General features: G+C 65.3%; 25 protein-coding genes. 13 read left to right on the top strand and 12 right to left on the bottom strand.

The window, feature by feature from the left end:
- The gene (locus tag DEA8626_RS19590) at window positions 1-1,062 is read right to left on the bottom strand and encodes an efflux RND transporter periplasmic adaptor subunit (protein WP_245890942.1); all 1,062 of its coding nucleotides are present in this window, start codon (window positions 1,060-1,062) and stop codon (window positions 1-3) included.
- Window positions 1,063-1,371: 309 nt separating this feature from the next.
- On the opposite strand from DEA8626_RS19590, the gene DEA8626_RS19595 reads away from it, so the two are divergent.
- Window positions 1,372-1,818, top strand: coding sequence for a GbsR/MarR family transcriptional regulator (locus tag DEA8626_RS19595; RefSeq protein WP_108854939.1), 447 nt, complete (start codon window positions 1,372-1,374; stop codon window positions 1,816-1,818).
- A gap of 206 nt (window positions 1,819-2,024) precedes the next feature.
- Here DEA8626_RS19595 and DEA8626_RS19600 read toward each other — a convergent pair whose 3' ends face one another.
- Together DEA8626_RS19600 and mce are read right to left on the bottom strand one after the other, a co-directional pair.
- The gene (locus DEA8626_RS19600) at window positions 2,025-2,312 is read right to left on the bottom strand and encodes a DUF1467 family protein (protein WP_108854940.1); all 288 of its coding nucleotides are present in this window, start codon (window positions 2,310-2,312) and stop codon (window positions 2,025-2,027) included.
- Window positions 2,312-2,716: a methylmalonyl-CoA epimerase gene (mce, locus tag DEA8626_RS19605; protein ID WP_108854941.1), complete on the bottom strand. Its 405-nt coding sequence runs from the start codon at window positions 2,714-2,716 to the stop codon at window positions 2,312-2,314. The genes DEA8626_RS19600 and mce overlap by 1 nt, the downstream gene beginning before the upstream one ends.
- Before the next feature lie 160 nt (window positions 2,717-2,876).
- Here mce and DEA8626_RS19610 point away from each other — a divergent pair, with 160 nt between their 5' ends.
- Window positions 2,877-3,593: a response regulator gene (locus DEA8626_RS19610; protein ID WP_108854942.1), complete on the top strand. Its 717-nt coding sequence runs from the start codon at window positions 2,877-2,879 to the stop codon at window positions 3,591-3,593.
- 5 nt (window positions 3,594-3,598) lie between these two features.
- Here the strand turns inward: DEA8626_RS19610 and DEA8626_RS19615 are convergent, their stop codons facing one another.
- The gene (locus DEA8626_RS19615; RefSeq protein ID WP_108854943.1) at window positions 3,599-4,363 is read right to left on the bottom strand and encodes a GNAT family N-acetyltransferase; all 765 of its coding nucleotides are present in this window, start codon (window positions 4,361-4,363) and stop codon (window positions 3,599-3,601) included.
- A gap of 149 nt (window positions 4,364-4,512) precedes the next feature.
- Between DEA8626_RS19615 and DEA8626_RS21670 the strand changes: the two genes are divergently transcribed.
- Entirely contained in the window at window positions 4,513-4,641 is a 129-nt protein-coding gene (locus tag DEA8626_RS21670) for a hypothetical protein (protein ID WP_281261509.1), read from the top strand.
- 155 nt (window positions 4,642-4,796) lie between these two features.
- Complete coding sequence (locus DEA8626_RS19620; RefSeq protein ID WP_108854944.1) at window positions 4,797-5,273, top strand: hemerythrin domain-containing protein; 477 nt, start codon at window positions 4,797-4,799, stop codon at window positions 5,271-5,273.
- Window positions 5,274-5,294: 21 nt separating this feature from the next.
- Here the strand turns inward: DEA8626_RS19620 and aspS are convergent, their stop codons facing one another.
- Entirely contained in the window at window positions 5,295-7,076 is a 1,782-nt protein-coding gene (gene aspS, locus DEA8626_RS19625) for an aspartate--tRNA ligase (RefSeq protein WP_108854945.1), read from the bottom strand.
- A gap of 237 nt (window positions 7,077-7,313) precedes the next feature.
- Between aspS and DEA8626_RS19630 the strand changes: the two genes are divergently transcribed.
- From DEA8626_RS19630 to carB, 3 genes are all read left to right on the top strand, one after another.
- Entirely contained in the window at window positions 7,314-8,546 is a 1,233-nt protein-coding gene (locus DEA8626_RS19630; protein ID WP_108854946.1) for an SAM-dependent methyltransferase, read from the top strand.
- Between the two features lie 51 nt (window positions 8,547-8,597).
- The gene (locus tag DEA8626_RS19635) at window positions 8,598-9,881 is read left to right on the top strand and encodes a glycosyltransferase family 87 protein (RefSeq protein WP_108854947.1); all 1,284 of its coding nucleotides are present in this window, start codon (window positions 8,598-8,600) and stop codon (window positions 9,879-9,881) included.
- Between the two features lie 74 nt (window positions 9,882-9,955).
- Complete coding sequence (gene carB, locus DEA8626_RS19640) at window positions 9,956-13,297, top strand: carbamoyl-phosphate synthase large subunit (RefSeq protein WP_108854948.1); 3,342 nt, start codon at window positions 9,956-9,958, stop codon at window positions 13,295-13,297.
- 126 nt (window positions 13,298-13,423) lie between these two features.
- Here carB and DEA8626_RS19645 read toward each other — a convergent pair whose 3' ends face one another.
- Both DEA8626_RS19645 and DEA8626_RS19650 read right to left on the bottom strand, forming a co-directional pair.
- Entirely contained in the window at window positions 13,424-14,017 is a 594-nt protein-coding gene (locus tag DEA8626_RS19645) for an alpha/beta hydrolase family protein (RefSeq protein WP_108854949.1), read from the bottom strand.
- Between the two features lie 187 nt (window positions 14,018-14,204).
- Window positions 14,205-14,663 carry a hypothetical protein gene (locus tag DEA8626_RS19650; protein WP_108854950.1) on the bottom strand — a complete coding sequence of 153 codons (459 nt, stop codon included), beginning with the start codon at window positions 14,661-14,663 and terminating at the stop codon, window positions 14,205-14,207.
- 366 nt (window positions 14,664-15,029) lie between these two features.
- On the opposite strand from DEA8626_RS19650, the gene DEA8626_RS19655 reads away from it, so the two are divergent.
- Window positions 15,030-15,629: a thymidine kinase gene (locus tag DEA8626_RS19655; protein ID WP_108854951.1), complete on the top strand. Its 600-nt coding sequence runs from the start codon at window positions 15,030-15,032 to the stop codon at window positions 15,627-15,629.
- A 300-nt stretch (window positions 15,630-15,929) separates the two neighbouring features.
- On the opposite strand, the gene DEA8626_RS19660 is transcribed toward DEA8626_RS19655, so the two are convergent.
- The 4 genes from DEA8626_RS19660 to DEA8626_RS19675 form a co-directional block, all read right to left on the bottom strand.
- On the bottom strand, window positions 15,930-16,265 hold the full coding sequence (locus tag DEA8626_RS19660; RefSeq protein WP_108854952.1) for a tRNA-binding protein: 336 nt from the start codon (window positions 16,263-16,265) through the stop codon (window positions 15,930-15,932).
- Entirely contained in the window at window positions 16,262-17,074 is an 813-nt protein-coding gene (proC, locus tag DEA8626_RS19665) for a pyrroline-5-carboxylate reductase (protein WP_108854953.1), read from the bottom strand. Before proC ends, DEA8626_RS19660 begins: the two co-directional genes overlap by 4 nt.
- A gap of 85 nt (window positions 17,075-17,159) precedes the next feature.
- A complete protein-coding gene (locus DEA8626_RS19670) occupies window positions 17,160-17,663 on the bottom strand; it encodes a type III secretion system chaperone family protein (protein WP_108854954.1) in 504 nt (167 codons plus the stop codon).
- A 280-nt stretch (window positions 17,664-17,943) separates the two neighbouring features.
- Window positions 17,944-18,225, bottom strand: coding sequence for an accessory factor UbiK family protein (locus DEA8626_RS19675; RefSeq protein ID WP_108854955.1), 282 nt, complete (start codon window positions 18,223-18,225; stop codon window positions 17,944-17,946).
- Window positions 18,226-18,339: 114 nt separating this feature from the next.
- On the opposite strand from DEA8626_RS19675, the gene lgt reads away from it, so the two are divergent.
- From lgt to DEA8626_RS19695, 4 genes are all read left to right on the top strand, one after another.
- A complete protein-coding gene (lgt, locus tag DEA8626_RS19680) occupies window positions 18,340-19,218 on the top strand; it encodes a prolipoprotein diacylglyceryl transferase (protein WP_108854978.1) in 879 nt (292 codons plus the stop codon).
- Window positions 19,191-20,288, top strand: coding sequence for a class I SAM-dependent methyltransferase (locus DEA8626_RS19685; RefSeq protein ID WP_245890943.1), 1,098 nt, complete (start codon window positions 19,191-19,193; stop codon window positions 20,286-20,288). The genes lgt and DEA8626_RS19685 overlap by 28 nt, the downstream gene beginning before the upstream one ends.
- Before the next feature lie 5 nt (window positions 20,289-20,293).
- On the top strand, window positions 20,294-21,049 hold the full coding sequence (gene pgeF, locus DEA8626_RS19690) for a peptidoglycan editing factor PgeF (protein WP_108854980.1): 756 nt from the start codon (window positions 20,294-20,296) through the stop codon (window positions 21,047-21,049).
- A gap of 545 nt (window positions 21,050-21,594) precedes the next feature.
- Window positions 21,595-22,281, top strand: coding sequence for a Hint domain-containing protein (locus tag DEA8626_RS19695; protein WP_181366546.1), 687 nt, complete (start codon window positions 21,595-21,597; stop codon window positions 22,279-22,281).
- A gap of 41 nt (window positions 22,282-22,322) precedes the next feature.
- Here DEA8626_RS19695 and DEA8626_RS19700 read toward each other — a convergent pair whose 3' ends face one another.
- Window positions 22,323-22,823 (bottom strand): Lrp/AsnC family transcriptional regulator, encoded by a 501-nt coding sequence (locus tag DEA8626_RS19700; RefSeq protein WP_108854957.1) that lies wholly within the window; start codon window positions 22,821-22,823, stop codon window positions 22,323-22,325.
- A 170-nt stretch (window positions 22,824-22,993) separates the two neighbouring features.
- Here DEA8626_RS19700 and DEA8626_RS19705 point away from each other — a divergent pair, with 170 nt between their 5' ends.
- Window positions 22,994-23,530, top strand: a complete 537-nt coding sequence (locus DEA8626_RS19705) for an adenine phosphoribosyltransferase (protein WP_108854981.1) — start codon at window positions 22,994-22,996, stop codon at window positions 23,528-23,530.
- The last annotated feature ends 33 nt before the right edge of the window (window positions 23,531-23,563 follow it).

Genomic DNA, 23,563 nt, shown 5'->3' on the forward strand with positions numbered 1-23,563 from the left:
TCATTGTCCTGAGCCTTCGTCGGCGGTCTCCGACAGAACCGGGTCCACGCTATCGCCGTCACTGAAGAACGCCCCTGCGCGCGCCACAACGAACTCACTGCCCGTGACCCCACTCACGATTTCGCGCCGCCCGTCCCAGATCAATCCAGCGGTCACCGGTCTTTTTTCGATGACGCCATCCTCGACGACCAGAACGAATGTACCGTCCCGATCGGCAAGCACGGCTGCGGCGGGGACCGTCAGCGCTTCGCGTTCTTCAGTAACGATCCAGCCGCTGGTGAACAGGCCCGGCCGCAATCCGGATGTCGCCTCGGGTGTTATCCGAACAGTTCCAAGCCTGCTGCGCGTGTCGACGACCGGGGCGATGCGACGGACGGCGCCGACGGATGCGCCGATGCCGGCAATGTCGAGCGTCACCCGGTCGTCCACATTGATCTGACCCAGAGCGGTTTCGATGATCTCCGCCTCCACTTCGATATCCGCGTCCGCGATCAGTCGGAATATCGGCTCGCCGCCCGATGTTGCGATGGCCCCGATCTGGCCGTTCCGCGCGGATACGATCCCCGATGCCGGGGCCCGAATCGTCGCATGATCGAAGTTGAGCGCCGCGATGTCCCGTTGCGCTTGCACCTGCTGCAACTGCGCTTCCGCAACCGCCAGACCGTCTTTCGCCGAGGAAAGCGCGGCTTCCGCGGTCTGCGCGGTGGCTACGGCCTGATCGAGGCTCGACTGCGTGATGTTGCCGCTCGTCATCAGCCTTTCCGATCGGTCAAGGCCGGCTCGCGCCTGAACGGCACTGGCTTCCGCGGAGGTGATCTGGCTTCGCGCCTGGCTGACGGCCGCTAGTGCGCGCGCAAGTTCCGCATCGGCTTGGGCGAGCTGTGCCTCAAGGGAGCGCTTGTTCAGATTGGCAAGAATGTCACCCTTATCGACGGCATCGCCGATGTCGAAATTGAGCTGATCGATGGCAAACCCACTGACCTGCGGAAATACGAGCACTTCCTGCACCGGAACGAGGGTGCCGGAAAACGGAACACGCCCGATCACGACGCGGGCGCTCACCTCGCTCACTGTGATCCTTGGGGTTACGGGCGCGACGACCGCTGCAGTGGCGCTGCCGTCTGCGTGCGCCGACGTCGACATGGACAAGAGCATCAAGGCGCAGGCTACGAGTTTCAGACGGCGCCGCCCCCGCGTTGCCGCCATTCCGGGTCGTGGCTGATTCATCAAGCCGTCCTTTGTCTAGCGCGCCAAGTTCGTTCATTTCTAACTGAACGATCTATATACATTTCATGGCAGATGCAACTATATTATTCAATATTGACTGAACGTAACGAACATGAAACAAGACGACCGAAGCCGGAGCAAAGCATGACGGACAGCCAGAGAACCCTTAGATCGGACTTCATCGAGATGGTCGGACTGATCGCCCAGGATGAAGGTCTGCCCCGTATCTCTGGCCGGATCATGGGACTGCTTCTGTTCGATGGCAGGCCCTATTCCTTTGGTGAGATCGCAATTGAACTCCGCGTCAGCCGGGGCAGCATCAGCGCCAACACGCGCATGCTGTCGGAGCGCGGCGTGATCCGCAAAGTCGCAAAGCCTGGTGATCGTCAGGACTACTATCAGATCGAGGACGATCCCTACCGCGAGGTTCTGAAGGGCGTGGCCGAGCGGTCAAAACGAAATGCCGCAAGGATTCGGGAGATCGAGGCAAAGATCGACAAGGCCGACAAAGGCAGATCGAAACGCCTGAAAGACTATGCCGGCTTCTACGAGGCTATCTCGAAGGGGATCGGAAAGGCTTCCAGCACCTGATGGAATGCTGCCCGGAATCTGAGCCTGTTTGCCGGAAGGCGCCCGTCTCCGGACATTCGCAGGACGGCAGGTTTGTCCCGCAGCGCGGACCGGCGCGCGCAACGGGCGAAGCTCAGGATCAGCGGGCTTCTTACCTTGCGGTGCCCGCGCGCAGCATCTACCAGCGTTAGCCCCAAAAACGGCGCAGCACCCGGCGGTCCGTCGCGCTACTGCTCCGCCGGCGCCTCGGGGCCGAGCCGGCCGAACCAGTCAATGTCACGCAAGGTGACCGCGCCCGACAGGATCACGCTCGCGAACACTGACCAGAGCACGATCGCGATCATCGTCGTCCACACGACCTTGCGCTTCATCCGCAGTTCGGCCGGTGCGCTTGCCGGTGTGCCGGGCACAATCTCGCCCGCATCCGCCTGGCTCCGCGGCCGGATCTGAAGCGCGATGAAGAACACTATGAACCAGATCACCGCGAACAGGACGATGGCGCCGGTAAGGTTCATCAGATCTGCTCCAGTTCCACGAGGCAGCCGTTGAAATCCTTGGGATGCAGGAACAGCACCGGCTTGCCATGCGCACCGATCTTCGGCTCCCCCGTCCCCAAGACGCGCGCGCCCTTCGCCTTCAACCGGTCGCGCGCGGCAAGGATGTCGTCGACCTCGTAGCAGACATGGTGGATGCCGCCCGCCGGATTCTTTTCCAGAAAGCCCGCGATCGGGGAGTTCTCGCCGAGCGGATAGAGAAGTTCGATCTTCGTGTTCGGAAGCTCGATGAAGACGACCGTGACGCCATGATCCGGCTCATCCTGCGGTTCGCCGACCGTGGCGCCCAAGGTGTCCCGGTACTGCGCCGCGGCGGCCTCGAGGTCGGGCACCGCGATGGCGACATGGTTCAGGCGTCCGATCATGGCTGCTCTCCGCTTCTCTTGCGGCCACGTTATGCGGTTCCATGCCGCGCGGCGCAAGCGCGCGCTTGGCCACAGGCGCCTTTACGCTTCGTTAGGCAATCGCGGTCTAACTCGGAACTGAAAGGGGACGCGGCATTGCACGGACGAAGGAGAAGATGACATGGCCGACGATCTGACCGGACTGCTCGCAAGACAGACGCCCAGCGCGGCACGGCCGCTGCAGGGGCTCACTGTGCTCTTGGTCGAGGACAGCCGCTTTGCCTGCGACGCGATGCGGCTCATGTGCCTGCGCCTCGGCGGGCGCATTCGGCGCGCGGACTGCCTTGCATCGGCCCGGCGACACCTTTCGTCCTACCGACCCTCCGTAGTCATCGTCGATCTTGGCCTGCCTGACGGATCCGGGCTCGACCTCATAACCGAGATCGCGGGACACGGTCCGCGTGTCCCCGCCTTGATCGGGACGAGTGGCGACACAGGGGCAGCGGACGCGGCTCTCGTGGCGGGCGTGGACACGTTTCTCGGAAAGCCGGTCGAAAGCCTCGCGGCGTTCCGCGCCGCAATCCTCTCGGCACTGCGAGACGGACCCGCTCCACCGGTGCCCGCGCCGTACGACGACCGCATCACGCCCGACCCGCTCGCTCTGCACGACGATCTCGTCCACGCCGCCGACCTGCTGGGCGGCGCGGCCGACGGCGCGACGATCGCCTATCTCGCTCAGTTCCTCGCCGGAATCGCGCGCTCCGCCCATGACGCGCCGCTTCAGGCGGCTGCCGAGGCACTGGCGGAGGAGAACCGCGCCGGACATGCGACCGGCCTTCCGGTGTCGCGCATCAGCGGGCTGGTGCGGGAACGGCTCGCGGCCGGTCCGGGTTTTTGAGCGGGCTAGGTCGAGCCGGCCCCGTCGACCCGAAGCGGATCGGTCGAAACGAGATGCGGCCGAGTCAATGCGGACAGCGCGACCTGCTGCCGCCCCTCGGCGTCGAAGTTCTCAGGGGCGAGCCAGCGTTCGAAGGCCGCTCTGAGCGCGGGCCAGTCGCCGTCGGTTGCCGCGAACCAGGCGGTATCGCGGTTGCGTCCCTTCACGACCATCATCTGGCGGAATACACCTTCGAAGCTCAGCCCGAGCCGCTCGGCCGCCCGGCGCGAAGCACGGTTCAGCGCGTTGCACTTCCACTCGTAGCGCCGGTATCCGGCCTCAAAGGCCCAAGTCATCATCAGATACATCGCCTCGGTCGCGGCGCACGTGCCCTGCATCGACGGGGACAGGTTGATATGCCCGACCTCGATCGAGCCGGCGCCCGGCTTGATCCTAAGATAGCTCGCGACCCCCGCCGCCCGACCCGTCGAAGCATCGACAAGCGCGTGGAAACGGGGATCCTCCTCTGCCGCCACCGACTCGGTCCAGGCGCGATAGTCCTCCTCGGTCGCGAAGGGCCCGTAGGGCAGGTAGTCCCAGATCGCGTCGTCGGCGCGGTTGGCCAGGAACAGGTCGCTCGCATGGCGGGCCGGATCCAGGCGCTCAAGCCGGACATAGCGGCCCTCGATCCGGGCCCAGCCCGGCCGCTCCGGCGGCTGCCAGTCCTTCACGATCCGCCCCAGCCGCGCCTCGTCGCCCAACGCATTCCCCGTTCCTGTCCCGGCCGCCATCCTAGCCGCCGCGCTGACCGGCACAAGCGCCAAGCCGCCGGGAAATGGTGCTCAAATTGCCGCGCTCCGGTCCCCGGTCCGCCGCATTCCTGCCGCGATCCGGCGAGAAATTCAGATCAGAAACCCGCTGCCAAGGGGATGAAACGGACATGGCCGACAAGATCATCAAGATCGCGACAAACGAAAAACTGACGCGCGCCGCCCATTGGACCGTTTTCGGTGTGGGACTGATGTCGTTGACCTTCTCGATCGCCGCCACCGCCGCGTCGGCGTTCTGAAGGCCACTACTCACGGACAGTGAAGCAGCAACCGGACGCCTCGGGCGTCCGGTTGTCGTTTATTTGCAGGCCCGCCATTCTTCCCGGAACAATCCCGCCTTCGGCCGCGTTGCCCATGCGAATGCCGGCTCGCCGGCTTGCCGAAGGAGGGCCACATGACATCCATCTATGACGCCATCAAGGCCGACCACGACCGTCACCGCGACCTGCTCGCCGATATCGCCGACACATCCGGCGCGAGCGATGCACGCAAACAGGCATGGACAGAGTTCTACTGCGACGTGAAATCGCACGCCGCGGCGGAGGAGGAGACCTTCTACTCCAAGCTCATGTCTAAGACATGGGGCCAGGACGCCGCCCGCCATTCAGTCACGGAGCACGCGGAACTCGACGGACTGATGGAAGAGCTCAACGGGATGGACATGGCGTCGTCAGGCTGGCTCAACAAGTTCAACAAGCTGAAGCACGACTATGAACACCACATGGACGAGGAAGAGAACGAGGTGTTCGACCGCGCCCGGAAGGTGATCCCCGAAGAGGAAACCGCCTCCTTCGGCGACCGGTTCCGTGAACGCAAGCGCAAGGAAATGAAGCTGGTCGAGGAAAAGCGCGAGGATCAGCTCGAAGACTGACCGCGGCCGGCCGGATGGCCGTCACTCCTTCGATACTACCCTCAGCCTGAGCTCCCGCAGCTGCTCGTTCGTCGGCTCCGACGGGGCGCCCATCATCAGGTCCTCGGCGCGCTGGTTCATCGGGAACATGATAACCTCGCGGATATTGGCCTCGTCGGCCAGAAGCATCACGATCCGGTCGATCCCGGCCGCGCAGCCGCCATGCGGCGGCGCGCCGTAGCGGAACGCCTTGACCATGCCGCCGAAGCGCTTCTCGACCTCTTCCTTCGGATAACCGGCGAGTTCGAAAGCCTTGAACATCACATCCGGCCGATGGTTCCGGATCGCGCCCGAGACGATCTCGTAGCCGTTGCAGGCGAGGTCATACTGATAGCCGAGCACCTCCAGCGGATCGCCGTCGAGCACCTCCATTCCCCCCTGCGGCATCGAGAACGGGTTGTGCGAGAAGTCGACCCGTTCGGTCTCGGGGTCCTTCTCGTACATCGGGAAATCGACGATCCAGGCGAAGCGGAAGGCGTTCTCCTCGGTCAGCCCCAGTTCGCGCCCGATCTCGTTCCGCGCCCGACCCGCGACGGCCTCGAACTGATCCGCCCTTCCGCCAAGGAAGAAGGCCGCATCGCCCTTGCCGAGGCCGAGCTGGTGGCGGATCGCCTCGGTCCGCTCAGGCCCGATATTCTTTGCAATCGGCCCCGCCGCTTCCAGTCCCGCCCCGCCCTCGGCCTCGCGCCAGAAGATGTAACCCATGCCCGGAAGCCCTTCCTTCTGCGCAAAGGCGTTCATGCGGTCGCAGAACTTGCGCGAGCCGCCGCCCGGCGCCGGGATCGCGCGGATTTCGGTCCCCTCGCTTTCGAGGATCTTCGCGAAGATCGCGAAGCCCGAGCCCGCGAAATGTTCGCTCACGCGGGCCATCTTGATCGGGTTCCTGAGGTCAGGCTTGTCGGTGCCGTACCAGAGCGCGGCGTCCTTGTAGGAAATCCGCGGCCAGACCGCATCGACCTTGTGCCCGCCACCGAACTCCTCGAAGACACCCTGCACGACTGGCTGAATCGCTGCGAAAACATCTTCTTGCTCGACGAAGCTCATCTCCATGTCGAGCTGGTAGAAATCTGTGGGCGAGCGATCTGCCCTCGGGTCCTCGTCGCGGAAACAGGGGGCAATCTGGAAATACCTGTCGAAGCCCGCCACCATGATCAGCTGCTTGAACTGCTGCGGCGCCTGCGGCAGCGCGTAGAACTTGCCCGGGTGAAGCCGCGACGGCACCAGGAAATCGCGCGCGCCTTCGGGGCTCGACGCGGTGATGATCGGCGTCTGGAACTCGGAGAAACCCGCCGCCCACATCCGGTCGCGCATGGATTTCACGACGCGGGACCGGAGCATCATGTTGCGCTGCAGCCTCTCGCGGCGCAGATCGAGAAAACGGTAGGCCAGCCGCGTCTCCTCAGGATATTCCTGATCGCCGAAGACCAGCAGCGGCAGTTCGTCCGCAGGCCCCAGCACCTCCATGTCGGTCACGTAGACCTCGATCTCGCCGGTCGGGATCTTGGGGTTCACAAGGGCGGAATCCCGCGCCTTCACCCGGCCGTCGACGCGGATCACCGTCTCGGCCTTCAGCCGCTCGATCGCCTTGAAAGCCGGGCTGTCGCTGTCGGCCAGAACCTGGGTCAGGCCGTAGTGATCGCGCAGGTCGACGAACAGGACCCCACCGTGGTCGCGCACCCGGTGCACCCAGCCCGCGAGCCGCACCGTCTCGCCGGCATGGCTCTTGTTCAGATCGGCGCAGGTATGGCTGCGATAGGCGTGCATGTGCGTCCCCTTTCAAGAGGCGGTGTCCCAAGTCCGCGCCGATACACCCCGGGACGCAGGCGAAGTCAAGGCCATGCGGGTGATTGCAACGGCCTTGAAAGTAACGGCAGGACCGCTAGATTTTCTCTATTGCGACCTGTTGCCCGTCCACGGCGCCGGCCGCGGATGAGAGGGGAGCCTGTCGCCTGGTGGCCCGGCCGGGAAGCGCGGCAGGATCAGTACGATCAGGGTGGGAACATGTGGACCAAGTTTCTCGACCAGTTCCTGGCGCAATTCCTTCGCCATGGCACGCTGGATGTGGTGCTGCCCGACGGGCAGACCCGGAGCTACGGCGACGGGAGCCAGCCGAGGATGGCGGTGCATCTGCATGACGCGGACCTGCCCCGCAAGCTGGTCCTGCGCCCCGACCTCGCGCTCGGTGAAGCTTACATGGACGGGCGACTGACGGTCGAGGGCGACGACATCGCCACGCTTCTTGCGCTGCTCGTTACCAACCGGTCTGCCCAGCCGGCGCTCTGGTGGCGCAAGCCGCTCGACAAGGCGGCGGACTGGCTGCGCGTCCTCAATCAGATCAACCCCGTCGGCCGATCGCTGCGCAATGTCAGCCATCACTATGACCTGACACCCGAGCTTTACGCGCTCTTTCTCGACCGCGACCGGCAGTATTCCTGCGCGTATTTCGCCCAGCCGGACGACACGCTCGAAGCGGCTCAGGCGCAGAAGAAGGCGCTGATCGCGGCGAAGCTATGCCTGGAGCCCGGGATGCGGGTTCTCGACATCGGCTGCGGCTGGGGCGGTCTCGCCCTCACGCTCGCACGCGAGCACCAGGTGAAAGTGCTTGGCATCACGCTTTCCAAGGAACAGCTTGCCATCGCCCAGGCGCGCGCCCGTGCCGAAGGGCTCGCCAAGCGCGTCGAATTCCGTCTCGCCGACTACCGCACGCTCCAGGGCCAATTCGACCGCATCGTCTCGGTCGGCATGTTCGAACATGTCGGGCTGCCGCACTATCGCACCTACTTCGGCCAGGTGCGCAAGCTTCTGACCGAAAACGGGGTGGCGCTGCTTCACACGATCGGCAACGCCGGACCGCCGATGGCGACGGGCGCCTGGATCCGCAAGTATATCTTCCCGGGCGGCTATATTCCCTCGATGTCGGAATGCCTGCGCGCGATCGAGGCCGAGGACCTCTGGACCACCGACGTCGAGGTCTGGCGGCTGCACTACGCCGAGACGCTGAGTCATTGGCGCGAACGGTTCGAGGCGAACATCGACAAGGCGCGCGCGCTCCACGACGATCGCTTCTGCCGGATGTGGCGCTACTACCTCGCGGGGTCCGAGATGACGTTCCGCCATGCCAAGCAATGCGTCTTCCAGTTCCAGCTTGCCCGGCGCCTCGACGCGGTGCCGCTCACGCGCGACTACCTGATGGGCGCGGGGCGCGCGCCGATGCCCATGCGTCGCGGCGCCTAAGGGGCGCGCGCCCCTTTTCAAACCGCGCCGGGGCGGCTAGCGTCCCGGGCGATGACCGACACGCCCGCCGCCGCCTCCGCGATAACCCCCGCTCGCGACCGCATGATAGCGGTGCTCCTCCTTGCGTTCTGGACCGTCGTCACGATCCTTCAGCAATGGAACCAGTGGGCCGAGGATCTGTCGGCCGTCTACGTCGCGGGGTGGCTTTGGCAAAATGGCCAGCAGGCGCTCATCTACGACGCACCGCCCGTCTTTTTTGGCGGAGTCGCCGAAAGCTGGCTGCCGGCGATGGAGGCGATGGGGATCGCCGATGAGACGAGCTTCGCCTATGTCTATCCGCCGATCTGGGCCGCGCTGACGGCACCCCTCACCGACTGGCTCGGCCCGCAGGGTTTCGTGAACGCGGTGACGCTCGTCCAGATGCCGATGCTCACGGCGTCGGTCTGGCTGGCCGGGCGGCTGCTGAAGCCCGCCGCGATGCCGTGGTGGCTCTGGGCGGTGATCGGTCTCTTCACGCTCAGCCTGTCGATCCAGTCGCATCACGCGATCTGGCACAACCAGCCGACCATTGCCGTGGGCTTTCTGATCCTTCTGGCCTTCGACCGGCTCGAAGTGGGCCGGCCCATTGCGGCCGGGGCAGCGCTCGCGCTTGCGGCTGCAATCAAGCTGACGCCTGCGGCCTTTGTGCTGATCTTTCTGCTTGACCGGCAGTACCGCGCGCTTGCCGCCTTCACCATCATCGGCGGCGCGCTCGGACTTCTGTCGATCGCGCTCGCGGGCTGGCCGGCGCATGCGGCCTTCCTCGACAGCATCGCGCTCGTGCAGGGCGTCGCGTTCCTCAGCGCGATCAACACGTCGTTGTCGCCAGCGCTTCTTGCCCTCGGATCAGCGGCGGGCTGGCTGCCCATGCCCGATACATCTCTACCGCAGATCGTCTACCAGACCACGATCCCGGCCTGGCTGACGCCCGCGATCTCTCTCGCCGCATTCGCCCTGATTCTCGCCTTCGGCCGTGCGCTCGCGCCGCTTCCCGGCCGGTCGCGACGCGGCATCGCGCTTTTTGCGCTGGCCGTCATCCTGCCGCTTTTCGGCCCCCTCGGCTGGCTGCACTACTACGTCGTGCCCATGCTGTTGCTGCCTGGCCTTGTCCGCCTGCTGCCGCTGCGGATTGCGGCTGTCCTGATCGCGCTCGTGGGCTTTCCGTCCCTCGCACTCGTCTTCGCTCAGATCGGCCTCCTGCCTTGGCCCATCGCCAACTACACATGGGCGATGTGCGCCGCCTGGGGCGCCGTCCTCGCCGGGCTTTTCGCTGCCAGCCGCTACGCGGCGCGATGAGCGCCCATCAGGGGTTGCGCAGCGGGCGGTTCAGTCTATAACCCCCGACAATTTGCGAATTGGGGGCCGGGCGCATGCCGAAGAGAACCGATATCAAGTCGATCATGATTATCGGAGCCGGCCCCATCGTCATCGGCCAGGCTTGCGAGTTCGACTATTCCGGCGCGCAGGCCTGCAAGGCGCTTCGAGAGGAAGGCTACCGCGTCATCCTGGTGAACTCTAATCCCGCGACGATCATGACCGATCCGGGCATGGCGGACGCAACCTACATAGAGCCGATCACCCCCGATATCGTCGCCAAGATCATCGAGAAGGAGCGCCCCGACGCGCTTCTCCCGACGATGGGGGGGCAGACGGGCCTCAACACCTCGCTCGCACTCGCCGACATGGGCGTATTGGAAAAGTTCAACGTTGAACTAATTGGCGCCAACCGCGAAGCCATCGAAATGGCGGAAGATCGCAAGCTCTTCCGCGAGGCGATGGATCGGATCGGTCTCGAAAACCCCAAGGCGACCATCGTTGCGGCCCCGAAGAAGCCGAACGGCAAGTATGACGTCAACGCGGGCGTCGCCGAGGCGACGGCGGAGCTTGAACATATCGGCCTGCCCGCGATCATCCGACCCGCCTACACGCTCGGCGGAACCGGCGGCGGCGTCGCCTACAACCGCGACGACTACGAGGCGATTGTGCGATCGGGTCTCGACGCCTCGCCGGTGGCGCAGGTCCTGATCGATGAATCCCTTCTGGGCTGGAAGGAGTACGAGATGGAGGTCGTCCGCGACAAGGCGGACAACGCGATCATCGTCTGCTCCATCGAGAACGTCGACCCGATGGGCGTCCACACCGGCGATTCGATCACCGTCGCCCCGGCGCTGACGCTCACCGACAAGGAATACCAGATCATGCGCAACGGCTCGATCGCCGTCTTGCGCGAGATCGGGGTCGAGACCGGCGGCTCGAACGTCCAGTGGGCGATCAATCCGAAGGACGGCCGCATGGTCGTGATCGAGATGAATCCGCGCGTGTCGCGCTCGTCCGCGCTGGCGTCCAAGGCCACCGGCTTCCCCATCGCCAAGATCGCCGCGAAACTCGCCGTCGGCTACACGCTCGATGAACTCGACAACGACATCACCAAGGTCACGCCCGCCTCGTTCGAGCCGACCATCGACTATGTCGTGACCAAGATCCCCCGCTTCGCCTTCGAAAAGTTTCCCGGGGCAAAGGCCGAGCTGACCACCGCGATGAAATCGGTGGGCGAGGCCATGGCCGTGGGCCGCACGATCCACGAAAGCCTGCAAAAGGCGCTGGCGAGCATGGAAACCGGCCTCTCCGGCTTCGACGAAATCGCCATCGAGGGCGCCCCTGACAAGGCTGCCGTTGTCAGGGCGATCTCCGCCCAGACCCCGGACCGCCTGCGCCTCATCGCCCAGGCCATGCGCCACGGGCTCTCGGACGACGACATCCAGCACGCGACCGCCTTCGACCCGTGGTTCCTCGCCCGCATCCGCGAGATCGTGGAGGCCGAGGACGAAATCCGCAAGAATGGCCTTCCCGTAACCGAGGACGGGCTGCGCCGCCTCAAGATGATGGGCTTTACCGACGCCCGGCTCGCTGACCTGACCGGCCGCGACGAGGGCCAGGTCCGCCGCGCCCGGCAACGCCTTGGCGTCACCGCCGTCTTCAAGCGCATCGACACCTGCGGCGCAGAATTCGAGGCTCAGACCCCCTACATGTATTCGACCTACGAAGTCCCCGCGATGGGCGACGTCGAATGCGAAGCCCGCCCCACCGGCGCGAGGAAGGTCGTCATTCTCGGCGGCGGCCCCAATCGCATCGGCCAGGGGATCGAGTTCGACTATTGCTGCTGCCACGCCTGCTTCGCGCTCACCGATGCGGGCTACGAAACCATAATGATCAACTGCAACCCGGAGACCGTGTCTACCGACTACGACACATCCGACCGCCTCTATTTCGAACCGCTGACGCTGGAACACGTCCTCGAAATCCTGCGCGTCGAGCAGGAAAACGGCACGCTTCACGGCGTCATCGTCCAGTTCGGCGGCCAGACCCCCCTAAAACTCGCGAACGCCTTGGAGGCCGAAGGCATCCCGATCCTCGGCACCACCCCTGACGCCATCGACCTCGCCGAGGACCGCGAGCGGTTCCAGAAGCTCCTGCAGAAACTCGACCTCAAGCAGCCGGTGAACGGCATCGCCTCCTCCGACGACCAGGCCATCGAGATCGCCGAGAAAGTCGGCTTCCCGCTCGTCATCCGCCCCTCCTACGTGCTCGGCGGCCGCGCGATGGAGATCGTGCGCGACATGGGAAGCCTCAAGCGCTACATCACCCACGCCGTCGACGTCTCGGGCAAGAACCCGGTGCTTCTCGACAGCTACCTCTCCGGCGCCATCGAGGTCGATGTCGACGCGCTCTCAGACGGCAAAGCGGTCCATGTCGCCGGAATCATGGAGCATATCGAAGAGGCAGGCGTCCATTCCGGCGACAGCGCCTGCTGCCTGCCGCCGCATTCGCTCTCCGACGACATCGTGGCGGAACTGAAGCGCCAGACCGAGGCGATGGCGCTAGCGCTCCAGGTGAAGGGCCTGATGAACGTCCAGTTCGCGATCAAGAACGGCGAGATCTTCGTCCTCGAAGTGAACCCCCGCGCCTCGCGCACCGTGCCCTTCGTTGCCAAGGCCACCGACTCGGCCATCGCCTCCATTGCCGCCCGCCTGATGGCCGGCGAGCCCTTGTCGAAATTCCCGATGCGCGATCCCTACCCCGAAGGCGTCGGACCCGACACCGACCTGCCCTACGCTGATCCGCACACGCTCGCCGACCCCAAGACCCCGTGGTTCAGCGTGAAAGAGGCGGTGATGCCCTTCGCCCGCTTCCCGGGCGTCGACACGATCCTCGGCCCCGAGATGCGCTCGACCGGCGAGGTCATGGGCTGGGACCGCACCTTCCCCTTGGCCTTCCTCAAGGCCCAGCTCGGTGCGGGCACGACACTTCCCGAGACGGGCCGCGTCTTCATCTCAATCAAGGACATGGACAAGACGGCCGAGATGGCCGAAGCCGCCCGCGACCTCGCGGCCATGGGCTTCGAACTCATCGCCACCCGCGGCACTGCGGCCTTTCTCGCCGCACACGGCATCGAGTCCGAGACCGTGAACAAGGTCTACGAGGGCCGGCAGGAGGGCAAGCTCCACATCGTCGACCGGCTGAAAAACGGCGAGGTGGCGCTCTTGTTCAACACGACCGAGGGCCAGCAGGCGATCGAGGACAGCCGCTCGATCCGCGCCGTCGCGCTCTACGACAAGATCCCCTACTACACGACCGCCGCCGCCAGCATCTCGGCCGTGCAGGCGATCATGGCAAGGAGCGAGGGGATCGGTGTGAGGACGTTGCAGGGGTAGGCGCCAACCTCGGACCTGGCCGGGCCGATAACACACCAGTGGAGCGTTTCAGGCGCGAGCGCCCGCGCAAACCAGCGCGGGCCGAGAGAATGTGTCACACACCACCGATCCATTTCGCCCGTCGCCTCACGCGAACAACGTTTCCGGCAGCTTCGGCTTCGTCTTGCCCTGCGCCAGCGCTCTCAAATAGTCGGCGATGCGGTGGCTTCCCTCGGACTGCGGCTCGTGCGGCGAGATCCAGTGCACCTTGCCGACATGGCGGAACTTCAGGAAGCTGAACGGCAGGTAGCAGACCGCGTCGTCGAACCGGCAGAGGCTGACCACGCGGTGCTCGCCCCTGAACCTCGTCTTACCCCTCAAGGGCCGCGGCGAGGCAAGGCACATGGCCGGAAGGCCGAGCGAACACGCGACGATCTGCGCCGAGGCTGCGCCGAGCGAATGGCCGATGACGCGCTTGGCCGCGCCCGCTTTCGCGAAGGGATAGACGATCTGGGCATGCCGCAGGAACCCCGCATGCCAGACCCGCCCGCTGTCGCCGTTCGAAACGTCGAAGTTGAACTTTCCCCAGTCCGAAAGCTCGTTGGTTCCCGGAATGACCAGCGTCTTGTCCTTCAAGAGATAGGCCTGGGCGCCGTCAAGATCGAGCGACATGTGCAACCGGTTGCCGAGTTTGCCGTCATAGGCGCGCTGGACCAGGTCGGCGGCGGTTTCGATATGCATAATTGTCCCTCCCGCTTTTGGGGGCTCACCGGCCCCCACCACGTGGAGTTTAGCACGGGTATTGAGAACCGGCCCTGCGGGTTGGATCGGCGTTCGAACGCACGGCACCGCCCCCGCCTGTCCGGGCGTTGTCGGGACGCTGTCGGGACGGATGCCATACGCAAGGCCGACGGAGGCTGTCCGCCGCTCAGTTGGCCTCGTGCTCAAGATTGAGCTTCATGTCGATCAGCACCTTCTGGATCGCCAACGTCTCGGTCAGCAGCCGCTTGGCCTCGTTGATGGAGATCTTCCCGTCCTCGATCGACTGGTTGTATTCGGCCATCAGCATCGCGAAGCGCTGGGACAGGGCGACCACGTCGGAGTTCACGCCGCCAGAGCTCGTATTCTTCTTGTCCTGGTCGTAACTCAATGTAATTCCACGTAAATCCGCCAAGGCAGCCGTGACGTGCGGAAACCGCGCGGACCCTTCGAGCGCGGCCACGACATCGACCGGCATGAAGCGGTCGGCATGGTCCGGGTCGGTCGAGTAATAGCGCCCGAGCGTCGCCTTCGACTTGCCGCAAAGCCGCGCCGCCGCCTCGACTCCGACATCCTTGACCAGCGCTTCACTGTGCTTTTTCAGATAGTTACCGACCGTCTCCGACAAGGCCACTCTCCCAACTGCCCCGTTCGACCGGGGAAATACACGCTTTCATTCCCATTAATATGCCAGCGCGCTTTTGTCATTTCTAAACCGTCCCGAATGGAAGGACACGTGTGAGTTCCCGGCGACCCGAGGCCGGGGAAGCGTAGAGGTTCGCCGCGCCTTTGGCACTTGGGATGGCCAAAGCCGGATCACCCGGCAGCAGCGCGGCGAGCCTTCAATGAGTCATGAGTGACCGGCGTTGGGGCTCCGGCGTACGAGTTGCGGGGATGCGTATTCGGATGCCCGGCCAGGCCGGGGAGGACCGTTCAGGGTGGGTTCTCCCCGGCACTGACTTGAGGCCGCAGCGGCCCGGCGCTAAGACGCCACATGGCCAAGCTCTATTACCACTACTCGACGATGAATGCGGGCAAGTCGACACTTCTCCTGCAGGCGTCGCACAACTACCGCGAGCGCGGTATGGTCACCCATCTTCTGACGGCGCGGCTCGACGATCGCGCTGGTCAGGGCCGGATCGCGAGCCGGATCGGGATCGGCGAGGAAGCCGACACTTATGACGCCAGGACCGATCTATTCGCGGCGATCGCGGACCGTCTGAGCGAAGGCGCCGTCGACTGCGTGTTTCTCGACGAGGCTCAGTTCCTGACCAAAGCGCAAGTCTGGCAGCTTGCCCGCGCGGTCGACGATCTTGGCGTTCCGGTCATGTGTTACGGGCTTCGGGTCGATTTCCGCGGTGAGCTCTTCCCGGGCTCCGCCGCGCTGCTCGCGCTCGCCGACGAAATGCGCGAGGTGCGCACGATCTGCCATTGCGGCAAGAAGGCGACGATGGTCGTACGGCGCGGCCCCGACGGCAAGGCGCTGCGCGACGGTGCCCAGGTGCAGATCGGCGGCAACCAGACCTATGTCTCGCTCTGCAGGCGGCACTGGCGCGAGGAGATCGGCGACCGCCCGGCCGCCGGAGAGGTCTAGCTCGAACGAGGCGCCTTGGGCGCCAGGCCTGTGTCTCGCGGCCGCGTCCAAGGGCGCGGTCCGCTCGGGCTGCCTCCGGCGGGAGTGTTTTCGGACGTAAAGTGAAGCAGCCTGCACCGGGACCGGAACAAGCTGCCACTTCCCGCCGCAGTCATCGGCCCTCCGGCCTGTACCGCAACTCGATCCTGCCGATGAGGTGCAAACGAACCGCTAACGCCCACTTTCTGTCCGAAAAAACTCCAAGGGGGTCCGGGGGACGGGACGTCCCCGGCGGGTCGGCTCGCTGGCGGCTGGCCGAGCTCAGTAAAGACGCCCTCCCTCCGGCACTTCCTGCCCCGGTCCGATCAGCACGACCTCACCCTCCACGTCGGGCACGCCGAGGACCAGAACTTCGGACCTGACCGGACCGATCTGGCGCGGCGGGAAGTTTACCACGGCCAGAACCTGGCGACCGATGAGCTCCTCGGGCGCGTAATGCTTCGTGATCTGAGCGGAGGATTTCTTCTCGCCGAGCTCGGGCCCGAAATCGACCCACAGCCTGTATGCGGGCTTCCGCGCTTGGGGGAAAGGTTCGGCGCGCGTGATCTTGCCGACCCGGATATCGACCTTTTGAAAGTCGTCGTAGCTGATCGTCATTTCCCAAGCTCCCGTCCCCGTTCCGCCGCCGCATGGACGGCATCCTTCAAGAGCGCCGGAAAGCCGCGCCTCTCATCCATCAGGATGTCCAGCGCCGCAGCCGTCGTCCCGCCGGGCGAGGTGACGTTGACGCGGAGCTGACCTGGGTCCTCCTCGGCCGCCTCCGCCAGCGCCCCTGCCCCCGCGACCGTGGCCCTGGACAGCCGCAACGCGAGGTCGGCGGGCAGTCCCTCGGCCTCGCCGGCCGCCGCGAGCGCCTCTATCAAGTGGAAGACATAGGCCGGACCGGAACCTGAAACCGCCGTCACCGCATCCATCTGGTGTTCGCCCTCGAGCCGCACGACCTGCCCCACGGCGGACAGAAGCGCCTCGGCCAGCGCCATGTGGCGCTCGTCGGTCCTCGCGTTTCCGGTGATCGCGGTGATGCCGCGGCCTATGGCGGCGGGAGTATTCGGCATCGCCCGGACGACCGGCGCGGCTTTCCCCAGAATGCGTTCGTAGGAGTCGATCGTCGTGCCCGCCGCAACCGAGACGAAGAGTGTGCGGCCCCCGCCATATTCCGAGATCTGCGGCAGCGCCTCGGCCATCATCTGCGGCTTGACCGCGATCAGCACGATCGCCGGGTCGGATGGCATCTTTTCGTTCAGATGCACGCCCCTGCCCTTCAGCCAGTCCGACGGATAGGGATCGATCACCCAGACTGACTGCGCGGGCAGGCCGCCGTCGAGCCAGCCCGAGAGCATCGCCGAACCCATCTTGCCGCAGCCAAGGAGCACCAGCCCCCGGTCGCGCGCCTCGCCCATGTCCATGATCGCCTCCCTTGTCGCGGAGGCAGATTAACGATCCGGCGGCCGAGGGAAAGCCCAGCTGGCGCCCCCGGCCGCCGACTGCCCCTCAGGCGCGCCCGTATGCCTGGGCCATGGCGACATCCATGGCTCTTTCTGGGCTTTCATCACCCCAACAGGTGAGCTGGAAAGCGGGATAGAAACGTTCCGAAGATTGCACTGCGTCGGTGATCATCCGGTCGATCTGCTCGGGCCCGGCAACCTGGCCTCCGGACAGTCGCAGGCCGTAGCGCCAGACCATCAGGCGCTGCTCTCGCCAATAGGTGAAGGCACCGGACCAGACCATGTCATTGGTGCGGTTCAACGCGTCGTAGAGTGCGGGCAGCCTGTCTTCCGGAGGGTCCATCTCGAACGTGCAGATGAGGCGCAGCGTCTCGTCGTAGCCCGACCAGGCGAGCGTGATGGAATAGGTCCTCCACTGCCCTTCGACCGCCATGGCGATCTGGTCGTCGGTAACCCGGTCGAAATCCCAGTCGTGATGCTCGGCAAGCGTCTCGACGATGTCGATCGGGTGCAGATCCTCGGTGTTGAGATAGGATTCGGATAGTGACATGCCCGGCCTCTGTCCTTCTTGGCTCCTTGTGGCTAACGTCCCACAAGGAGCTGGGTGAGCCAACTAGGATCGGCGCTTGCCCGACACCGTCCTACTTCATATGGTGTCGGTTGAAGCGGAGCCTGTAAAGCGAAATTTTGCGACTCTCGGGACCGCGGCGCTTAATAGCTGTGGACAGATTGTTGAGGCGACGCCAACTGCGACCCCATGCCGGATCGTCGCATAGGTCTCGTTTGAACAGACGAGACAGGAAGGGAGAAATGGTCTTCCGGGCGGGCCCCTAGCCTTTCGACTTTCCGCCCCGCCCCGCGCGCGGCGGATTCGCGGCGGCTTCCAACGCCTCGATCCGGGCCATGAGCGCGGCGTTTTCCTCGCGCGCTTTCTGGGCCATCGCGCGCACCGCGTCGAACTCCTCGCGCGTCACGAAATCCCGGTCGGCAAGCCAGCGGTCCATCCAGGATTTCATCGCCGTCTCGGCCTCGGTCCTGGCCCCCTGCGCCACGCCCATCGCGTTGGTCATGAGCTTCGACATGTCGTCGAAGAACTTGTTCGGTCCGCTCATGGGGCGCCTCCTCTCGGGCTCGTCGGTGATGCGGCCTATATGCGCATCCAGGGCGAAAAGCTCAAGGTTGACTCTGCCGCGCCCACGCGGTCTGAGAATGCCGAGGAGTCCTCGATGCACGCCGCCATTCCCTTCCCCGACATCTCGAACGAGATCTTCGCGATCGAGCTTTTCGGCACGACCTTTGCGCTGCGCTGGTACGCACTCGCCTATCTCGCCGGGCTCGTTGCCGGCTTCGCGATCATTCGGGCGCTGATGCGCCGGTCGGCGCTCTGGCCCGAAGACCGCGCGCCGATGGAGCCGGGCCGCGTCGACGACCTGCTTACCGCGGTCATTATCGGGGTGATTCTCGGCGGACGGCTCGGCTTCGTGCTCTTCTACCGGCCAGACTACTACCTCGCCAATCCGGGCGACATCCTGAAGGTCTGGGAAGGCGGCATGTCCTTCCACGGCGGCTTCCTCGGTGTGGTTCTCGCCGGCCTCTGGTTCTGCTGGCGCAATCGCGTGCCGGTGGCGAGCCTCGGCGACGCGATGGCGCTCGTCGCGCCGGTCGGCCTCTTCCTCGGGCGGATCGCGAACTTCGTCAACGCCGAGCTTTGGGGCCGCCCGACAGACGTACCGTGGGGCGTGGTCTTCCCCGGCGCGGCGGCGCAGGAATGCCCCGGCATCCCGCCCGGCGAATGCGCCCGCCACCCGAGCCAGCTCTACGAGGCGGGGCTCGAGGGCTTGGCGCTGGGGCTCGTCCTCTGGATCGCCGTCAGGACGGGCGCGCTGAAGAGGCCGGGACTGGTCACTGGCCTGTTCCTCGTCGGCTACGGCCTGTCACGCTTCGTCGTCGAATTCGTGCGCCAGGCCGATTCCCAATTCATCACTGCGGACAACCCGCTGGGTCACGTGATTCACGCTGGCGGAATCGGCCTGTCGATGGGCCAGCTCCTGTCATTGCCGATGATCGCGGTGGGCGTATGGCTCTGGCTGCGGCGTCGGACGTGACGGCGCTGGCAAAGATTCTGGCCCGCCGGATCGCTACGAGCGGGCCGCTGACGCTCGCCGACTACATGGCCGAATGCCTGCTGCATCCGAAGTACGGCTACTACGCGACCCGTGATCCCCTGGGCGCGTCGGGCGACTTTACGACCTCCCCCGAGATCAGCCAGATCTTCGGCGAGATGATTGGCCTCTGCCTCGCGCAATGCTGGATCGACCGGGACCGGCCAATACCGTTCACCCTCGCCGAGCTTGGCCCCGGACGTGGCACGCTCATGGCCGACATCGTCCGGACGATCCGGACTGTGCCAGGCATGAGCGAAGCAGGGCGCATCCATTTTGTCGAAGCGTCGCCCGCGCTGCGCGCCCGGCAGGCGCAAACGCTCGAGGGTCTGGAACCGACCTGGCACGACCGCGTCGACGAACTTCCCGACGGTCCGCTCTTCCTCGTCGCCAACGAGTTCTTCGACGCCCTCCCCATCCGGCAGTTCGAGCGGCGAGAGGGCGGCTGGGCCGAACGCCAAGTCGCGCTCGCGGGCGGGGCGCTCGCCTTGAGCCTCGGACCGGTCACCGACTATCCTGCACTTCGCACCCGGCGGCCGGACACGACGCCTGGCGACGTCGTGGAGCTCTGCCCCGCCCTGCCCGCCATCGCGGGCGACATCGCGGGGCGCATCGCCGAGGCGGGCGGCGTGGCGCTGATCGTCGACTACGGCGATTGGCGATCGCTCGGCGATACGTTTCAGGCCGTGCGGTCGCACGAAACGTCCGACCCCCTCGCGACGCCTGGCGAAGCGGACCTGACCGCACACGTTGATTTCGAAGCGCTCTCCTGCGCCTTCCGTGACGCCGGTGCTGCAGCCACCGGCATGACCCCGCAGGGCGTGTTCCTCGAGCGGCTCGGCGTCACCGAACGTGCGCGGCGACTTGCCGACAGGCTCTCCGGCTCCGCGCTCAAAGCGCATGTTGCCGCGCATCGGCGCTTGACCCACCCCGAGGAAATGGGAAGTTTGTTCAAGGCCATCGCTTGTTACCCCGATGGAACGCCCCCGCCACCCGGACTGGACCCCGCCTGATGTCGATGACGATGGAGATCCTGACCCATGACGCGCTCGCGCCGTTCCGGCACGGTTTCTTCACCCGCAAGGGCGGGGCCTCCTCAGGCATCTTCACTGGTCTCAACTGCGGCCACGGCTCGTCGGATCAGCGCGAAGCCGTGGCGATCAATCGCGAGCGTGTGGCCGATGTGCTGGGCGTGGCCCCGCGCGCGCTCGTGGGCGTCCATCAGGTCCATTCGGCCGAAGTCGTGACGGTGGCATCGGCGGGCCAGCCCCGGTCACGCGCCGATGGGCTCGTGACGGCCGAGCCCGGCCTCGCGCTTACAGTGCTCACGGCCGATTGCCAGCCCGTCCTATTCGCCGACGCGAAGGCCGGCGTCATCGGGGCTGCCCATGCCGGCTGGCGCGGCACGCTCGCGGGCGTGCTCGAGGCGACGCTTGACGCAATGGAGGCACTCGGCGCCCGGCGTGGCGATATCTCGGCGGTGGTCGGGCCCACGATCAGCCAGCGCGCCTACGAGGTAGGGCCGGAATTCCTTGACGAGTTCCTGGCGGAAGACCCTGATTACAGCCGCTTCTTCGCGCCCGGAGCGGGCGATCGCCTCCTGTTCGATCTTCCCGCGTTCGGACTGCACCGGCTGCGCACGGCCGGTGTCGAACAGGCGGAATGGACCCGGCATTGTACCTATGCTGACCCCGATCACTTCTTCTCATACCGCCGCTCGGTCCATCGGCACGAGGCCGACTACGGGCGGCTCATCTCAGCCATCCGGATTTAGCCGAGGCGCCGAAAATTCATCGCGATTGCACGGGCTGTTTGACTGGCTCTTCACGGCTTCAACAACTGCGATTCACGAGCGGCTCGATCCACTGATCCTGACGGACCGGACACTCTTTTTTCCTAGGCACCGGTCCGGCAATCCCGGCGCTCGATCCACCAATTGCAGACCGAGCGCGGCCCGCCACCTTGGCCCGGCCTCCGCGAAGCGCGAATCGATCCAGCCGGACAATCAAAGCGCGAAACTTGTGCGGTTCCGATCAACAAAGCCGCGGCGTCGAGCATGATTGACCTGCACCCCCTTGAAAGTCATCTCCAATTTTTGACAAGAGCGGCGGGACGGGTCAGATTGTTCCCATAGTCAATCTGCATTTCGGGTTGGGGGCTCCGCAGATGTGACCAGACCGAAAGGCTGCTCGCGTGTCGTACCCTCATGGTGCCGTCGACCGATTCACGACGGATGTGTTTTCATCGCCCGTTCCTCAAGGCAAAATTCAACCCAAACCCGTTATGCCGGCCGAACCGCGCCGGCCGACCGCCACGCCGATGACTCGGCGCTACGAAATTTCCTACCTCGACGGTGACGGACTGATCGAATCCGTCACCCGCATCGCCCCCGCGATCCCGAAGTTCGAAGAGGCGTTTTCCGCCCTGGCGCGCGGCACGGTCATTGCAACGACCGACGGCCCCGCCGCGATCGAGGATGTCGTTCCTGGGATGAAGGTCATAACGGCCGAGGGGCGCAGCGAGACAATCACCTGGATCGGCTCGATGACGCTCTTTCCGCCGCGGGCGATGGCGGGCATGACGAGCAGCACGCTCACCCGCATCACCGCGGACGCGTTCGGCGTTGGCCGGCCGATGCCCGACCTCGTGCTCGGCCCCTGGGCTCGGCTTCTCATGCGGGACGCCCGCTGCCGCCTGGCGAGCGGAATGAATAGTGCCTACGCGCCCGCGCGTAGCTTCACTGACGGCCTCAGCATCATCGAGGTTACGCCGGTTGCGCCGGTGACGGTCTATCACCTTGTCCTCGAGCACCACGGTTCAATCCGTGCCGCAGGGATCGAGATCGAAAGCTACCATCCCGGTTCGCGCATGGGGGACGGATTCGACCCGCGGCTGACGCAGGTTTTCCTGTCGCTCTTTCCACACCTGCGGTCGTTCGGAGAGTTCGGTAGCATGAAGCATCCGCGCATGAGCGCGGCCGATGTCGAGGCGGCGCTGGAGGGTTAGGGCGACTCCCTTCCGCCGCCCGACGGGTCGGGCGCGGCGTCTCAGGCGCCGCGCCCTATCCGTTCTTCGAGCACGCTGAACGGCACACCGGGCAGGTCCTTCGCGCAGCGGATCACGAGGCTCGTCTTGACGCTCGCGACGTTGGGCGCCGAGGTCAGTTCCTCGGTCAGGAAGGTCTGGAACGACGACAGGTCCGGCGCCACGCATTTCAGAATGAAGTCGATCTCGCCGTTCAGCATGTGGCATTCGCGCACGAAGGCCCATTCCCGGCACCTCTGCTCGAAGGCTGAAAGATCCGCTTCGGCCTGGCTGTGAAGCCCGACCATGGCGAAGACCTGCACCTCAAATCCAAGTTCGCGCGGATTGACGTCGGCGTGATAGCCGCGAATGTAACCGGCTTCCTCCAGCGTGCGGACGCGTCTCAGGCAGGGTGGCGCCGAGATCCCCACGCGGCGGGCAAGCTCGACATTCGTCATGCGGCCGTCCTCCTGCAACTCGGCCAGGATCTTCCGGTCGATCTCGTCGAGCTTGCTTGCAGCCATGCGGGTGTTGCTCCTGAAATTTTGCGGAACTTACCGTCCGTGAAGGCTTCGCGCAACATTGTTTCACGAAAGCGTAATATTTTGTCCACCGCCGTGTTGTCCTTTCATGCAGGCTTCCGGCGGGCGATGCCGCCATGCTAGCCATGTGCGCGTCAGCGACTTTCGAGGACATGATGCAGAAAGCGGTCAAGGACTACATTCGCACGATCGCGGATTTCCCGCATGAAGGGATCATGTTCCGCGATGTAACGACGCTTTTTGCCGATGCGCGAGGGTTCCGGATGGCGGTCGACCAACTTCTCCATCCCTTCGCGGGCGAGCGCATCGACAAGGTCGTGGGGCTCGAGGCGCGGGGATTCATCCTCGGCGGCGCGATCGCGCACCAGCTCTCAGTGGGTTTCGTGCCGGTGAGGAAGAAGGGCAAGCTGCCCGGCCGCACGATCAGCCAAGATTATCAGCTCGAATACGGCGAGGCGATCATGGAGGTCCACGACGACGCGCTCGAAGCCGGCGAGCGGGTCCTGATCGTCGACGACCTTCTCGCGACCGGCGGCACTTGCGAGGCCGGCATCCGCCTCGTCGAGCGGCTCGGCGGCGAGGTCATCGGTTGCGCCTTCGTCATCGACCTGCCGGATCTTGGTGGCCGCGCACGGCTCGACGCGCTCGGCATGCGGGTCCATGCGCTCTGCGCGTTCGAGGGTGGGTGAGCCCGTCGGCTCGGCTCACCTTCAAACCGCGGT

It is taken from the genome of Defluviimonas aquaemixtae (assembly GCF_900302475.1).
Taxonomy (GTDB): Bacteria; Pseudomonadota; Alphaproteobacteria; order Rhodobacterales; family Rhodobacteraceae; genus Albidovulum; species Albidovulum aquaemixtae.

Bases quoted from the DNA above. Each gene is read 5' to 3' on its own strand.
- DEA8626_RS19595 (WP_108854939.1), top strand. From the start codon at position 1,372: ATGACGGACAGCCAGAGAACCCTTAGATCGGACTTCATCGAGATGGTC.
- DEA8626_RS19600 (WP_108854940.1), bottom strand. From the start codon at position 2,312: ATGAACCTTACCGGCGCCATCGTCCTGTTCGCGGTGATCTGGTTCATA.
- mce (WP_108854941.1), bottom strand. From the start codon at position 2,716: ATGATCGGACGCCTGAACCATGTCGCCATCGCGGTGCCCGACCTCGAG.
- DEA8626_RS19610 (WP_108854942.1), top strand. From the start codon at position 2,877: ATGGCCGACGATCTGACCGGACTGCTCGCAAGACAGACGCCCAGCGCG.
- DEA8626_RS19615 (WP_108854943.1), bottom strand. From the start codon at position 4,363: ATGGCGGCCGGGACAGGAACGGGGAATGCGTTGGGCGACGAGGCGCGG.
- DEA8626_RS21670 (WP_281261509.1), top strand. From the start codon at position 4,513: ATGGCCGACAAGATCATCAAGATCGCGACAAACGAAAAACTGACGCGC.
- DEA8626_RS19620 (WP_108854944.1), top strand. From the start codon at position 4,797: ATGACATCCATCTATGACGCCATCAAGGCCGACCACGACCGTCACCGC.
- aspS (WP_108854945.1), bottom strand. From the start codon at position 7,076: ATGCACGCCTATCGCAGCCATACCTGCGCCGATCTGAACAAGAGCCAT.
- DEA8626_RS19630 (WP_108854946.1), top strand. From the start codon at position 7,314: ATGTGGACCAAGTTTCTCGACCAGTTCCTGGCGCAATTCCTTCGCCAT.
- DEA8626_RS19635 (WP_108854947.1), top strand. From the start codon at position 8,598: ATGACCGACACGCCCGCCGCCGCCTCCGCGATAACCCCCGCTCGCGAC.
- carB (WP_108854948.1), top strand. From the start codon at position 9,956: ATGCCGAAGAGAACCGATATCAAGTCGATCATGATTATCGGAGCCGGC.
- DEA8626_RS19645 (WP_108854949.1), bottom strand. From the start codon at position 14,017: ATGCATATCGAAACCGCCGCCGACCTGGTCCAGCGCGCCTATGACGGC.
- DEA8626_RS19655 (WP_108854951.1), top strand. From the start codon at position 15,030: ATGGCCAAGCTCTATTACCACTACTCGACGATGAATGCGGGCAAGTCG.
- DEA8626_RS19660 (WP_108854952.1), bottom strand. From the start codon at position 16,265: ATGACGATCAGCTACGACGACTTTCAAAAGGTCGATATCCGGGTCGGC.
- proC (WP_108854953.1), bottom strand. From the start codon at position 17,074: ATGGACATGGGCGAGGCGCGCGACCGGGGGCTGGTGCTCCTTGGCTGC.
- DEA8626_RS19670 (WP_108854954.1), bottom strand. From the start codon at position 17,663: ATGTCACTATCCGAATCCTATCTCAACACCGAGGATCTGCACCCGATC.
- DEA8626_RS19675 (WP_108854955.1), bottom strand. From the start codon at position 18,225: ATGAGCGGACCGAACAAGTTCTTCGACGACATGTCGAAGCTCATGACC.
- lgt (WP_108854978.1), top strand. From the start codon at position 18,340: ATGCACGCCGCCATTCCCTTCCCCGACATCTCGAACGAGATCTTCGCG.
- DEA8626_RS19685 (WP_245890943.1), top strand. From the start codon at position 19,191: ATGGCTCTGGCTGCGGCGTCGGACGTGACGGCGCTGGCAAAGATTCTG.
- pgeF (WP_108854980.1), top strand. From the start codon at position 20,294: ATGACGATGGAGATCCTGACCCATGACGCGCTCGCGCCGTTCCGGCAC.
- DEA8626_RS19695 (WP_181366546.1), top strand. From the start codon at position 21,595: ATGACTCGGCGCTACGAAATTTCCTACCTCGACGGTGACGGACTGATC.
- DEA8626_RS19700 (WP_108854957.1), bottom strand. From the start codon at position 22,823: ATGGCTGCAAGCAAGCTCGACGAGATCGACCGGAAGATCCTGGCCGAG.
- DEA8626_RS19705 (WP_108854981.1), top strand. From the start codon at position 22,994: ATGATGCAGAAAGCGGTCAAGGACTACATTCGCACGATCGCGGATTTC.